This is a genomic window from Amycolatopsis sp. NPDC114478 (assembly GCF_055633805.1).
Window position 1 is genome coordinate 270,290 of sequence record NZ_JBVKDO010000004.1, and the last position, 12,112, is coordinate 282,401.

The window sequence follows — 12,112 nt, forward strand, 5'->3', positions numbered from 1 at the left end:
TCAGCGGAGCTCGAAGCCCGTCCGGCGGACCGTCGCCACCTCGTCGGCCGGGCGGGCCTTCAGCAGCTCCGCGATCGGGCCGTGGCCCGGCAGCACCGCCGCCGGCTCGATCTCCACCCACGGCATCAGCACGCTCGCCCGGTCCGGCGTTCCCGGGTGCGGCAGCAGGAGCTCCGGGTCGGCCGACTCGACTTCGTCCACGGTGACGACGTCGACGTCGAGCGTTCGCGGCCCCCAGCGCAGCTCGCGGACCCGGCCCGCCGCCTGCTCCGCCGCCTGGCCCGTGCGCAGCCACGCCCAGTGGTCGCGCGCCGGGTCGTCGACCACGCACACCGCGTTCAGGAAGTCCGGCTGGTCCTCGACGCCCCACGCCTTCGTCTCGTACACGCTCGACACCGCGACCAGTGCCGGCCGCACCGCGTCCAGCGCCAGCTTCAAGAACCCGAGCCGGTCGCCGAGGTTCGAGCCCAGCGACAGCACCGCGCGGCTCACCGGTCGCGCCGGACCGTCACCGCGACGTCGTCGAACGTCAGCGGGATCGGCGCCGACGGCTTGTGGACCGTCACCTCGACCGCGCCGAGCCGCTCGTCGCGCATGACCTCGTCGGCGATCTTGCCCGCGACGCTCTCGATCAGGTCGTACGGCTCACCCGCGACGATCCCCGCCGCCAGCTCGGCCAGCTCGCCGTAGTGCAGCGTCTTCGTCAAGTCGTCCGACGCCGCGGCCGGCCCGAGGTCCAGCCACACCGTGATGTCGAGGACGAACTCCTGCCCGTCCCGCTTCTCGTGCTCGAACACGCCGTGGCGGCCGAACACGCGCAGGCCGGTCAGCGTGATCCGGTCAGACATCCGGCGAACCCTTCCACCAAGCGGCGGCCACGGCGACCGCGTCCAGCGACGCCCCGACCTCGTGCACCCGCACGCCCCACGCTCCGGCCGCGGCGGCGAGGGCGGAGATGGCGGCGGTGGCGTCCTCACGGCCGTCCGGCGGCCGCGGTGTGCCGTCCTTTTCGGACAGCAGCCGGCCGAGGAACCGTTTGCGCGAAGCCCCGACGAGCACCGGGAAACCCAGCGACAGCAACGAGTCCAGCCCGCGCAGCAACGCCCAGTCGTGCTCGGCGTTCTTCGCGAAACCCAGGCCCGGGTCCAGCACGATCGCACTCTCGGCGACCCCGGCGGCGAGGGCTTCGTCCACTCGGGACAACAGCTCGGCCCGCACGTCGGCGACGACGTCCTGGTAGGACGCCAGCGCCTGCATGTCCTTGCTGTGCCCGCGCCAGTGCATCAGCACCCACGGCACCCCGCTGTCCGCGGCGACGCGCGCCATGTCCGGATCGGCCAGCCCACCCGAGACGTCGTTGACGATGTGTGCCCCGGCTTCGAGCGCCGCGGCGGCGACGGTCGCGCGGGTGGTGTCGACCGACAGCGCGATCCCTTCGCCGGCGAGGGTGCGGATGACCGGCAGGATGCGCCGCATCTCGGTGTCGGCGTCCACCCGAGCCGCCCCGGGCCGCGTCGACTCGCCACCGACGTCGATCAGGTCGGCCCCGCGCGCCCACATCTCGCGCGCGTGCTCCAGGGCTTGATCGAGCCCGAGGTAGCGGCCACCGTCCGAAAAGGAATCGGGCGTCACGTTCAGCACGCCCATCACGACGCACCGGCCGGGAGCGGGAAGCCCCACGCTCACCGGCGCGCCTTGATCAGGTCGAGCGCCTCCGCCCGCGAAGACGGCGAGTCCTTCAGCTGCCCGCGCACGGCGGAGGTGGTCGTGCGGGCACCGGGCTTCCGGATGCCGCGCATGGCCATGCAGAGGTGCTCGGCTTCGATCACGACGATGACACCGCGCGGCTCGAGCTTCCGCACGATGGCGTCGGCGACCTGCGAGGTCAGGCGTTCCTGGACCTGCGGGCGCTTGGCGTAGAGGTCGACGAGCCGGGCCAGTTTGGACAGCCCGGTGACCTTCCCGGCGGCGTTCGGGATGTACCCGACGTGGGCGACGCCGTGGAAGGGCACGAGGTGGTGCTCACAATTATGAGTTAAATGTCCCGCAATCAAAAAAGTCGGATGCGGATCGCATTTGAAACTGTAGACCGTGTAAGGCTTGGTGCCGGTCGCCGTCACCGGTGTCACCGACTCGACCTTCACGTACTCGGACTCGATCAGATCGGTCGCGTAGTCGTCCTGTGGGAAACCGTGCTTCCGGAACCAGCTGTCCGCGACGTACAACCGCGACGCGGGATCGCCGGTGCTGGCGGTGAAGCGGGCACCGATGACCGTCGCCAGGTCTTCGAGGAACGGCGTGTTGGCGCTCGCGATGATGCGGCCGGCCGAGTGCTTGCTCCGGTGTCCGTCCCCGTCGACGTAACCGTCGAGGAAGCCGTTGAAGGTCGACAAATCGTTGAGGACGACCATCGGGAACCGCTGACGCATGTGGTGCGCGTCGCCGCCGACGTACTGCCGCATCAGATCGGCTAGGAAGGACGACACCACCCGGACCCGGAAGCCCGGCAGATCCCGCTCCAGGTAGCCCGACGGCCGGGAGGTCGGTTCGACCTTCGCGTCGATCCCGAACGCGCGGTGCAGGGACTCCGCGAACTTCTTCGCGTAGTCGCGGTCGTTGACCACAAGGGACACATAGCGATCCGCGACCGTGCCATCGGCGCAGACCGTGCCGACGACGTAGCCGAAGTCGTACCCGAGGGTCGGCCGCCACCGGTCGCGGCAGAGCTTCTTGGCGTGCGTCCACTCGATGAACGTGCCCTCGACGTCCTTGGCTTCCTTCCAGCCTTCCGGCGTCGCCAAGGGGTGGTCGGGGGTAACGCGGAACTTGCCCACTGAAGTCTTCACCTCGACCAGCTCACGCGTCTGGTGCGAGCTGATCTCGGTGACCTCGGTCTCTTCGACGTTGCCGCCGACGAGCGTCCACAGCTTGTCGCCAACCTGCACGTCAGCGGCCTGTTTGCGGCCGCCGACGGCGTTCACGGTCTGCTTGCTGGGCACGCACTGGCTGAACATCGGGATGTCCGTGACCAGCACGAGTTCCTCATGGGACTCGTCGAAGGTGCGGTCCAGGACCGAGTCCGGCTCGGTGTACAGCCCGGCGAACATTTCGTGGTAGGCGCGGGCCACCCGGGCGGGGGTCTCCTTGAGACCGTCCCGCTCCGGGTCTTCGCCGCACGCCAAGAGGAGCTCGCGGATCGCCTTCTCCGCCCGGTCCTGGTCGAAGACCGGGCGGTCGGCGTCACTGGGGCTTTTCTGGTCCATCCACGTCACGACGCTCCCCCTCGCTCTGCTGGTTGCCGGCTTGGTCGGCGAACCAGCCGTGCTCACGAGGGCGTTCTTCACCACCGGGCCGCCACGACTGGCCCGGCTGACCGCCCGGCGAGGTCGCGGGCGTCCAGCCCGGAGGGGCACCGTAGTTCGGGGGGCCGCTCTGGCCGGGCGGGTAGCTGCCCGGCTGCTGGCCGCCGTAGTTCTGCGGCCAGTGCGCCGTCCCGTTGGGGCCACCGTTGGGGCCACCGTTCGAGCCGCCGTACGGACGGCCGCCGTTCGGGTAGGCGCCCGGCTGCGGCGGGGCGTACGGGTTGGCGTTCGGGTCGGCCGGCGCCGGGTACGGCGGGCCGCCCGGGAGGTCGCCCGCGCCCTGGGCGGTGCCGACCGGGGTCGGCTCCGGCTTCAGGACCGGCTTCTCCTTCTCCGGCGGGGGCCACGGCTCGCCGCGCTCCATCGCCAGCTCGCCCGGGGTCTTGATCGGCGGCTTGTCCGACGGCGTCCGCTCACCGAACTCGTTGAACACGGTGATGTGCGGGCGCTTCTCGACCGTCGCGAAGATCCGCTCCAGGTCCTTGCGGGTCAGCGTCTCCTTCTCCAGGAGCTCGATGACCAGCTCGTCGAGCACGTCGCGGTAGGTGTTGAGCACGTGCCACGCCTCGGTGTGCGCCGTCTCGATGAGCTTGCGCACCTCCTCGTCGATCTCGTGCGCCACCTCGAGCGAGTAGTCCGCCTGCCGGCCGGCCGACCGGCCGAGGAACGGGTCGCCCTGCTCCTGGCCGTACTTGACCGCGCCGAGCCGGGCGCTCATGCCGTACTCGGTGACCATCGCGCGGGCGATCTTCGTCGCCTGCTCGATGTCCGAGGACGCACCGGTGGTGGGCTCGTGGAAGACGAGCTCCTCGGCCGTGCGGCCACCCATCGCGAAGACCAGCCGCCCGATCATCTCGGAGCGGGTCATCAGGTCCTTGTCGTCCTCCGGGACGAGCAGCGCGTGCCCGCCCGTCCGGCCGCGCGGCAGGATCGTCAGCTTGTAGACCGGCTCGATGTCCGGCATCGCCCACGCGGCGAGCGCGTGCCCGCCCTCGTGGTAGGCCGTGATCTTCTTCTCCTTCTCGGAGATGATCCGGCTCTTGCGCGCCGGGCCGCCGACGACGCGGTCGACCGACTCCTCCAGCGCCACGTCGGTGATCACGTGCCCGTTCTGGCGGGCGGTGAGCAGCGCGGCCTCGTTCAGCACGTTCGCCAGGTCGGCGCCGGACATGCCGACGGTCCGCTTGGCCAGGCTGGTCAGGTCCGTGCCCTGGGCGATCGGCTTGCCCTTGGCGTGCACCTCGAGGATCGCCTTGCGGCCGCGCAGGTCGGGCGCGGACACCGGGATCTGCCGGTCGAACCGGCCGGGGCGCAGCAGCGCCGGGTCGAGGATGTCGGGCCGGTTCGTCGCCGCGATCAGGATGATCCCGCCGCGGGCGTCGAAGCCGTCCATCTCGACGAGCAGCTGGTTCAGCGTCTGCTCGCGCTCGTCGTGGCCGCCGCCGAGGCCGGCGCCGCGCTGGCGGCCGACCGCGTCGATCTCGTCGACGAAGATGATGCACGGCGCGTTCTGCTTGGCCTGCTCGAACAGGTCACGCACTCGCGAAGCACCGACACCGACGAACATCTCGACGAAGTCCGAGCCGGAGATCGTGTAGAACGGCACGCCCGCCTCGCCGGCGACGGCTCGCGCGAGCAGCGTCTTGCCGGTACCGGGCGGCCCGTAGAGCAGCACGCCCTTCGGGATCTTCGCGCCGAGCGCCTGATATCGCGCCGGGTTCTGCAGGAAGTCCTTGATCTCGTACAGCTCTTCGACGGCCTCGTCGGCACCCGCGACGTCCCCGAAGGTCGTCTTGGGCATGTCCTTGTTCAGCTGCTTGGCCTTGGACTTGCCGAAGTTGAGGACGCGGTTGCCGCCACCCTGGGCGTTGTTCATCATCCACATCAGCAGGCCCAGGACGAGGGCCAGCGGGATGGCGAAGATGAGGATCTGCGTCAGTACGCCCTGCTGGGTCACCTTGGTGGTGAACTTGATCGGCTGGCCGCCGTTCTTCGCCGCGATCAACGAGTCGTAGATCGGGCGGGTGGCGTCCGAGGGGTACTGCGAAATGATCTGGGTGACCTGCTGGCCGTCCACGTCGACAGGCTTGTTCAGCAGCAGTTTGAGCTGCTGTTCCTTGTCCTCGAGGTTGGCTTCCTTGACGTTGTTCGAGGAGATCTGGGAGTTCGCCACCGAGATGGGTGCCTGGGTGTACCCACGATCACTGTCGAAGATCGTGTTGTACGCGAACAACGCCAGCAACCCCGCGACGATCCACAGCAGTGGGTTCCTGAGCACGCTCTTCCGGTTCATACGACTCGGCCCTGGTGGCCTCGACCCTCCCTGGTTGGGCGGCTCCTGTGATACCCGCCATCACGATCTTGACAACCCGTGGTGCCCGGGCTGCCGTCCCATCAGGGTACCGTCCGCTGCCGCGTTCATCCCCTGTGAGCCTCTCGCAGGTCAACGGGCGATACCGCGCCCGGGTTCCCGGCCGGCGTCCGCCGTGGTCACGCTAGCGCGTGCCGTCGGACACACTGCTCACCATCTCGCCCAGCCGGGTCCGCAGCGTCGCCGGGTCGGCGGGGGCGACCGTGACCCACTCGCGGCCGTCCGTACCTGCGCGGGAGAGGCTGAGGTAGCGCCCGGTCGCGGTGTCGAACCAGGCCAGCACCCGGGACCGTTGCTTGGCCCCGACCTGCGAACGGCTGTTCGCTGCCAGCTGACCGCCGCGTTGCCGCGGCTGCCCGGAGATGCGCCCGTAAGCCTCCTTCGGGTCCGCTGTGACGCGTTCGCTCAGCGGCGTCCGCCGCGCCCGCCCGCGCTCCTCACCCGGGTTCGAGGGGAGGGACACGGGCACCCGGATCGGCGCGGTGCGCAGGGCTTCGTCCAGCGGAAGTGTGACCGACGCCTCGCTCCCGCGCGGCCCCGGCGGGAGCACCCCGACGACGGCGGAGACCAGCCCGTCCTTCGGGACGTCCCGCAGCCAGATGCCGTCGGCGTCCTGCACCGCGAGCACGCCGAGCGTGTCGTCGGCCGCCGCGAGCACGCCGATGGTGGGCGCCTCGAACTGCGGGATGTGCAGGGCGTCGATGGTCAGCGGGGCGAAGGCCAGCAGGTGCAGGGCGTCCTCGATCGGCGGCGCGAGCCGGCCGCGCGGGTCGCGGATGCCGCGGGCCTTCAGCTCGGCGTCGACGCGGTGGCGCAGCGAGACGCGCTCGTCTTCGGTCGCGCCGTGCGACCGGACCAGCAGCGGGTACGGCAGCTCACCGACCTGCGCCGACTCCCAGAGGAAGTCGAACGCGAGCGGCGAGAAGAACTCTTGCATCACTACTCTCCCGGATCGGACTCTTGCTCAGCGTAGCCCGCACCACCGACGAAAAGTGATCGCCGGACGAGCACGCTCGGAGAAAGCCGGAGCCCGATCTTGGCAGAGGCGACGGAGCGGCCGTCAGACCGTGCTGGTCTGCGCGGCTCCCGCCAGCATCTCGCCCAGCCGGTGCCGCAGGGTCGCCGCGTCGGCGGGAGCGATCGTGATCCAGTCGCGGCCGTCGCGGCCGCGGGTCGCCTGGGTGAAGTAGCGGCCCGTCTCCGTGTCGAACCAGCTCAGCACCGGGGTCCGGGTGCGGCCGCCCACGCGCGTGCGCGCGTTGGCCGCGATCTGGCCACCGCGCAGCCGCGGCTGGGCGTGCAGCTTCGCCAGCGCCTTGCGGTCTTCGTCGGCCGACGCGCGCTCGTCGCCGTTGCCGCGGCGGGACAGGAAGTCGACGCCGTGGGCGCCGACCAGCTGCTCCAGCGGGACCGTCACGGACTTCTCCGTGCCGCGCGGGGCGCCCGGGAGCAGGGAAACGATCGCGCTCGCCAGGCCGTCCACCGGGCACGGCTGCAGGTGCAGGCCCCGCGTGTCCTGGACCGCCAGCAGCCCGTGGCCGCCCAGCACGCCGGCGATCGCCAGCAGCGGCTCGGCGTCCGGGGCGATCAGCTGGACCGCGTCCAGGCTCAGCTCGGCCTGCGCCAGCACGCCGAAGTAGTCCTCGACGTGCGGTTCCGGCCGGCCGCGGCCGTCGGCCAGCCCGCGCGCGGCCAGGCCTTCCAACGTGCGCTGACGCAGCAGTGACCGCTCGTCGACGGTCTCCCCGTGCGAGCGGACGCGCAGCGGGTACGGCAGCTCGCCCAGCCCGGCGGACTCCCACAGGAAGTCCACCTCGACCGGGGTGAGCAGCTCAGCGTTCGGCATCGAGCCACCCCCAGGAGAAACGGGCCGGGCGCGCGGTCGGCGTGCCCGGCCCGGAAAGGATCAGCGGTCTTCGTCGTCCTCGGACCACGCGCCGATCACCGGCGGCGGGGTGGCCTGGTTGGCGCCGAAGGCCTCGTCCGGGTCCGCCTCGATGAGGAAGGACGCGTGCGTGTGCTCCTCGTCCTGCTCGCCCTGGGCGCCGTGCGGGGCCATGCCGCCCATGCCCGGGCTCATCGGCGGCGGGGTCTGCCCGCCGATCGTGCCCGCGGACGAGACGAGACCCTGCTGCGGCGCCTGGGCCGACGCGGCGCTCTGGCCCTCGGCCGACGCCAGCGACGTGTCGTTCGCCTTCGCGCCCGACTTGCCGCCCTTGCCCAGCGCGCGCGAAGCGAGCGCACCGAGGCCGCCCGCGGCCCCGCCGATGCCGAGGCCCATGCCGATCTTGCTCAGCGGGTTGCCGCTGCCCTGGTGGCCGGCACCCGTGGTGACGTGGCCCGCGCCGGTGGTCGTGCCCGCGCCGGTCCCGGTGGCCGTGCCACCCGGGCCGGCCGTGCCGTCGCCGCCGAGCGCCGCCGCGTCGTGGCCGAAGCCGCCGGCACCGGCGCCGTGGACGCCGTTCGGGCCGACCGCCGCGTGCTGCGCGTCGAACGCGCCGCCGTGGCCGCCGAAGCCCGCACCGCTCGAGGCGAACACCGCCCCGCCCGCGCCGGACAGGCCCTGGACCGGGCCGGTGCTGCCGACGGTGCTGATCCCGCCGAACGACACCGAGTTGTGCGAACCGGTCGGCTTCATGCCGAGCGACTCCGGGCCGAAGCTCGGGGTCGAGCTGTCGACCTCGCTCATCGACTTGGTGTAGGCGTTGAAGAACGCGACCTGCTGCGCCTTGACGTCGTTGGCCGCGTCCGCCTGCGCCTTCTGGTCGGCGATCAGCGCCGCCGGGCCGCCCGCCAGCGCGGCCGCCATGGCCTGCTTGGGGTCGTAGTCCTTCGGGGCCGGCATCTTCTTGACCTCGGCGGCCGCCGCGGCCTGCCGGGCGAGCCGGTCGGACATCGTGTGCGCGGCGTCGGAGGCCTGCGAGCCCGAGTTGGCGATGGCCACCAGCGCGCCCTGCGCACCCGCGGCACCGCGGCCGACCCAGGCGTTGCCCAGCTCGGAGATCGCGTTGTACAGGTGGTCCGACGCCTGCTTCAGCTCGGAGCCGTGGTGCGCCCAGGCGTGCCCGGTCGCCTCGGCTGTGCCGGGGTCGTTGTTGTTGACCGCGCCGTTGTAGAGCTGCTGGCTGGCCTGTGCGTTCCAGTTCGGCGGGTTGGCGATCGCGCGGTCGCTGCCCATGTCGAAGCCGCCGGCGCTGCCGCGGGCGTTGTCGACGATGTTCTGCGACGCCCCGTTGTCGCCGAGCGGGACGAGTGAGCCCGGGTCGGTCGTCGTCGCCGCCGGCTGGTTGCTGTGGTTCGGAGCCATGATTTCGAAATCCCCCTCTGGGCTCAGGCGTTGCGGAACGGGTCGGCCGCGGCCTGGTCGATCTCGTGGTACCGGGACATCGCCGTGACGATGCCCTCCTCGGCGGCGGTGTACTGGTCGAGCAGGTTCTGCAGCGCGGCGGCGTAGGAGTCGTTCCCCCCGTCCGCGCGCTGGACGAACTTGGCCGCCATCGCGTTGCCGACCGGGTTGTCCCCGAGCTTCGGCGGCTGCGCGAGCGCGCCCGCTCCGCTGAGCAGGGCCTCGACCGCGTCCTTGCCGGTGCGGATCTTGTTCAGCACGGTCTGCGCGGCGTCGGGGTCGATCCCGACCTGACCCGCCGCGGCCGCGGCCTTGAAGGCGTTCGCGTCGGCAGCGCTGCTGTTCCCCATCTGAGCTCTCTCCCGTTCCCCCGACCCGGTCACCGCGGGCACGAATGGTCTTCGCATAGGTTAACGCACGTGATCAGAGCGTATGACGCGATCTCGGGCCGTGGGGTTCCGCAAATTCGGTAGTTGCGGTGAACGGTCGGTGAACTCCGCCGGTGGACTACGACGTGTAGACCTTCGGGTCCAGCGTCCCGATGTACGGCAGGTCCCGGTAGCGCTCGGCGTAGTCGAGGCCGTAGCCGACGACGAACTCGTTCGGGATGTCGAAGCCGATGTACTTCACCGGGACGTCCACCTTGACCGCCTCCGGCTTGCGCAGCAGCGAAACGACCTCGAGCGACGCGGGGTTGCGGCTCGCGAGGTTCTTCAGCAGCCACGACAGCGTCAGGCCGGAGTCGACGATGTCCTCGACGATCAGCACGTCCCGGCCCGCGATGTCGCGGTCGAGGTCCTTGAGGATCCGCACGACGCCGGACGACGACGTCGCCGAGCCGTACGAGGAGACGGCCATGAATTCCAGCTGCGTCGGCAGCGGCAGCGCGCGGGCGAAGTCGGTCATGAACATGACCGCGCCCTTCAGGACGCCCACCAGCAGGAGTTCGCCCTGCCCGTTGGGCGGGTAGTCGGCGGCGATCTGCGCCGACAGCTCCGCGATCTTGTCCTGGATCTGCTGCTCGGTGACGAGCACGGAGGCGATTTCGCCCTCGTACACGGGTCATTCCCCTCGGGTGGTGGGTTGGGAGACGACGCTGAGCCTGCCATGCGCCCGCCGAGCCTCCAAGTTGCCGGGCAACCAGACACCGCCCTGACCACGCCACCGGGCGACCAGGTCGTCGACCGCGCGCAGGTGCGCGTCGGTGAGCTCGCGCACACCCGATTGCAGCAACCACCTGCGGATAACCCGCCGCCGCAGCGCCGCGGGCTCGGCACCGAGGACGCCGGCGTCCAGCCCTTCGGCTCCGCCCGCGCGGGTGAAGATCATGTCCGCCATTGTGTCCAGCGCCTCACTGTCCTCACGCAGCTGCGCGGCCGTGCGGGCGAGTGCGCCGGCGACCCCGCCGTTGAGGACGTCTTCCAGCAACGGCAGCACTTCGGCGCGCAACCGGACGCGGGTGAAGCGCGGTTCGGCGTTGTGCGGGTCCTCCCAAGGCTCGACGCCGAGCTCGGCGCAGGCGGCCCGGGTGGTCGCCCGCGGGACGGCGAGCAGCGGGCGGCCCCACGGCGGGTCGTGCGGGCGCATCCCGGCCAGGCTGCGCGGGCCGGAGCCGCGGCCGAGCCCGAGCAGGACGGTTTCGGCCTGGTCGTCGCGGGTGTGGCCGAGCAGGACGAGGTCGTGGCCGGCCAGCGCGCGGTAGCGGGCCTTGCGCGCGGCGGCTTCCGGGCCGCCGGGGCCGGTGACGTCGGCCCGGCGCACCTCGGCTTCGTCGGCGCCCAGCGACTTCGCCGCCGCGGCCGCGTCGAGCGCGATCTTCGCCGAGCCCTCCTGCAGGCCGTGGTCGACGACCAGCGCCCGGACGCGGTGGCCGCGGTGGTGCCCGACGTACGCCGTGGCCTCGCACAGCGCGAGGGAGTCGGCGCCGCCGGAGACCGCGACGCAGAGTTCGGCGGGCGCGTCGGCCGCGTCCAGGAAGGCGCGGACGGCCCGGCGGACGGCCGCGACCGCCGGCCCGGTCATCCGTGCAGGCGCCGGACCCACGCGGCCGGGTCGGCGATCTCGGCGCGCGAGGGCAGCGTGTTCGGCGAGCGCCAGACGGCGTTGAAGCCTTCCATGCCGACGGCGTCCACGACGTGCTTCGTGAACTTCGCGCCTTCTTCGTACTGACGGATCTTCGCGTCGACGCCGAGCAGCGCGCGCAGCAGCCGGTCGAAGACGCCGCCGCCCTTGCGCCGGGCGGTGAAGCGCGCGCGGATCGTGTCGACGCTCGGGACGACCTGCGGCCCGACGGCGTCCATCACGAAGTCGGCGTGGCCTTCCAGCAGCGTCGAGAGCGCCAGCAGCCGGTCGAAGACCGCGCGCTCCTTCGGCCCTTGGAGCAGCTCGGCGAGGTTCAGCTTCGGCCCCTGCTTGATCGCCTCGGGCAGCCGTCCGACGAGGTCGGCGAGGCTGTCGGAGCCGCCGCCCGCGAGCCCGGCGACGAGCCGTTCGACCTCGTCGGCGAAGTAGTCGCGCAGCCAGCGGACCGCGGTGAACTGGAGGCGGTGGGTGCATTCGTGCAGGCAGACCCAGAGCCGGAAGTCGCGGCCGGGGACGTCCATCGCGCGCTCGGCGGCGACGACGTTCGGCGCGACGAGCAGCAGCTGCCCTTCCTTGTCCGGGCCGCCGAACGGGTCGTACTGGCCGAGCACGCGGCTGGCCAGGAAGGCGAGCACCAGCCCGGTCTGCACGCCGGCGCCGCCGGCCAGGATCGGCCCGAAGGGGCCGCCTTGCCGCGGCAGCGCGCGCCCGGTGAGCGCGTCGAGCCCGCCGGCCGCCGAGCGCACCCAGCCGGGCCGGTCGACGACCTCGCCGGGCAGCAGCGGCAGGTCGAGGCCCAGGTTCGTCAGCTCCCGGACGTGTCCCTCGGCTTCGATGGTCAGCTCACGCAGATCGGTGACGGCCGCTTCGGCCTCTTCGCGCGGAACCTGCGGGCCGCCGCGCACCAGCAGGGCGCCCGTCTGCGCGGCGAGCGCCCAGTCGACCATGGAC

General features: G+C 71.8%; 11 protein-coding genes and 2 pseudogenes. All 13 read right to left on the bottom strand.

Going from position 1 to position 12,112, the window contains the following annotated elements; genetic code table 11:
• The gene (gene folK / locus ACZ7OH_RS13935; protein WP_470281141.1) at positions 1 to 492 is read right to left on the bottom strand and encodes a 2-amino-4-hydroxy-6-hydroxymethyldihydropteridine diphosphokinase; all 492 of its coding nucleotides are present in this window, start codon (positions 490 to 492) and stop codon (positions 1 to 3) included.
• Positions 489 to 848, bottom strand: coding sequence for a dihydroneopterin aldolase (gene folB, locus ACZ7OH_RS13940; RefSeq protein ID WP_470281142.1), 360 nt, complete (start codon positions 846 to 848; stop codon positions 489 to 491). The genes folK and folB overlap by 4 nt, the downstream gene beginning before the upstream one ends.
• Entirely contained in the window at positions 841 to 1,647 is an 807-nt protein-coding gene (gene folP / locus ACZ7OH_RS13945) for a dihydropteroate synthase (protein ID WP_470281446.1), read from the bottom strand. Before folP ends, folB begins: the two co-directional genes overlap by 8 nt.
• A gap of 35 nt (positions 1,648 to 1,682) precedes the next feature.
• Positions 1,683 to 2,027: pseudogene (gene folE, locus ACZ7OH_RS13950) on the bottom strand (GTP cyclohydrolase I); the annotation flags it as partial.
• Positions 2,028 to 2,999: 972 nt separating this feature from the next.
• Positions 3,000 to 3,263, bottom strand: a pseudogene (locus ACZ7OH_RS13955) (GTP cyclohydrolase I); the annotation flags it as partial.
• Complete coding sequence (gene ftsH / locus ACZ7OH_RS13960; protein ID WP_470281143.1) at positions 3,241 to 5,655, bottom strand: ATP-dependent zinc metalloprotease FtsH; 2,415 nt, start codon at positions 5,653 to 5,655, stop codon at positions 3,241 to 3,243. The pseudogene ACZ7OH_RS13955 and the gene ftsH, both read right to left, overlap by 23 nt.
• 202 nt (positions 5,656 to 5,857) lie before the next feature.
• A complete protein-coding gene (locus ACZ7OH_RS13965; RefSeq protein ID WP_470281144.1) occupies positions 5,858 to 6,673 on the bottom strand; it encodes an ESX secretion-associated protein EspG in 816 nt (271 codons plus the stop codon).
• Positions 6,674 to 6,793: 120 nt separating this feature from the next.
• A complete protein-coding gene (locus tag ACZ7OH_RS13970; RefSeq protein WP_470281145.1) occupies positions 6,794 to 7,579 on the bottom strand; it encodes an ESX secretion-associated protein EspG in 786 nt (261 codons plus the stop codon).
• 60 nt (positions 7,580 to 7,639) lie between these two features.
• The gene (locus tag ACZ7OH_RS13975) at positions 7,640 to 9,040 is read right to left on the bottom strand and encodes a hypothetical protein (protein WP_470281146.1); all 1,401 of its coding nucleotides are present in this window, start codon (positions 9,038 to 9,040) and stop codon (positions 7,640 to 7,642) included.
• A 23-nt stretch (positions 9,041 to 9,063) separates the two neighbouring features.
• Positions 9,064 to 9,429 (bottom strand): hypothetical protein, encoded by a 366-nt coding sequence (locus tag ACZ7OH_RS13980; protein WP_470281147.1) that lies wholly within the window; start codon positions 9,427 to 9,429, stop codon positions 9,064 to 9,066.
• A 157-nt stretch (positions 9,430 to 9,586) separates the two neighbouring features.
• Positions 9,587 to 10,138: a hypoxanthine phosphoribosyltransferase gene (hpt, locus tag ACZ7OH_RS13985; protein WP_400896300.1), complete on the bottom strand. Its 552-nt coding sequence runs from the start codon at positions 10,136 to 10,138 to the stop codon at positions 9,587 to 9,589.
• 3 nt (positions 10,139 to 10,141) lie between these two features.
• The gene (tilS, locus tag ACZ7OH_RS13990) at positions 10,142 to 11,101 is read right to left on the bottom strand and encodes a tRNA lysidine(34) synthetase TilS (protein ID WP_470281148.1); all 960 of its coding nucleotides are present in this window, start codon (positions 11,099 to 11,101) and stop codon (positions 10,142 to 10,144) included.
• Positions 11,098 to 12,108, bottom strand: a complete 1,011-nt coding sequence (locus tag ACZ7OH_RS13995; protein ID WP_400897536.1) for a zinc-dependent metalloprotease — start codon at positions 12,106 to 12,108, stop codon at positions 11,098 to 11,100. The genes tilS and ACZ7OH_RS13995 overlap by 4 nt, the downstream gene beginning before the upstream one ends.
• Positions 12,109 to 12,112 lie beyond the last annotated feature (4 nt).

Bases quoted from the DNA above. Each gene is read 5' to 3' on its own strand.
- folB (WP_470281142.1), bottom strand. From the start codon at position 848: ATGTCTGACCGGATCACGCTGACCGGCCTGCGCGTGTTCGGCCGCCAC.
- folP (WP_470281446.1), bottom strand. From the start codon at position 1,647: ATGGGCGTGCTGAACGTGACGCCCGATTCCTTTTCGGACGGTGGCCGC.
- ftsH (WP_470281143.1), bottom strand. From the start codon at position 5,655: ATGAACCGGAAGAGCGTGCTCAGGAACCCACTGCTGTGGATCGTCGCG.
- ACZ7OH_RS13970 (WP_470281145.1), bottom strand. From the start codon at position 7,579: ATGCCGAACGCTGAGCTGCTCACCCCGGTCGAGGTGGACTTCCTGTGG.
- ACZ7OH_RS13975 (WP_470281146.1), bottom strand. From the start codon at position 9,040: ATGGCTCCGAACCACAGCAACCAGCCGGCGGCGACGACGACCGACCCG.
- ACZ7OH_RS13980 (WP_470281147.1), bottom strand. From the start codon at position 9,429: ATGGGGAACAGCAGCGCTGCCGACGCGAACGCCTTCAAGGCCGCGGCC.
- tilS (WP_470281148.1), bottom strand. From the start codon at position 11,101: ATGACCGGGCCGGCGGTCGCGGCCGTCCGCCGGGCCGTCCGCGCCTTC.
- ACZ7OH_RS13995 (WP_400897536.1), bottom strand. From the start codon at position 12,108: ATGGTCGACTGGGCGCTCGCCGCGCAGACGGGCGCCCTGCTGGTGCGC.